We start from the raw sequence: 339 nt of genomic DNA on the forward strand, positions 1-339 counted from the left end.
CAGTCCTCGTGGTCGTCGGTGGTGCCCGAAGCGGGCCGCCAGGAGCCGGCGATGCCGGCTTGGGCGAGCGAAACCGGGGGGCAGGATGACGTGGCTGCCGAACCGGTCGCCGACGTCGAGTGGCGGCAGACCTTCGGCACGGTCGACAACACGATCCGTGGCGGTCTGTGGGTGGAGAAGCTGGACCGTTCGGCGCGCCGCGACTGGTATCGCCTGCTCAACGTCGGCCAGGCGTACGTGGCGTGCGTTGCGGTCGGCATCGGAATACACCGCCACGGTGGCGATGCCGAGGCGGTGGCAGGTGGCGATGACGCGGCAGGCGATTTCGCCGCGGTTGGC

At 70.5% G+C, this 339-nt stretch carries 2 pseudogenes; one reads left to right on the plus strand and one right to left on the minus strand.

What is annotated here, in order from left to right:
- Positions 1-234, plus strand: a pseudogene (locus ABGA94_RS10625) (hypothetical protein); the annotation flags it as partial.
- Here ABGA94_RS10625 and ABGA94_RS10630 read toward each other — a convergent pair.
- Positions 169-339, minus strand: a pseudogene (locus tag ABGA94_RS10630) (biotin carboxylase N-terminal domain-containing protein); the annotation flags it as partial. The pseudogenes ABGA94_RS10625 and ABGA94_RS10630 overlap by 66 nt on opposite strands.

This window comes from Stenotrophomonas sp. 3diitr2024 (assembly GCF_042136455.1).
Classification (GTDB): domain Bacteria; phylum Pseudomonadota; class Gammaproteobacteria; order Xanthomonadales; family Xanthomonadaceae; genus Stenotrophomonas; species Stenotrophomonas sepilia.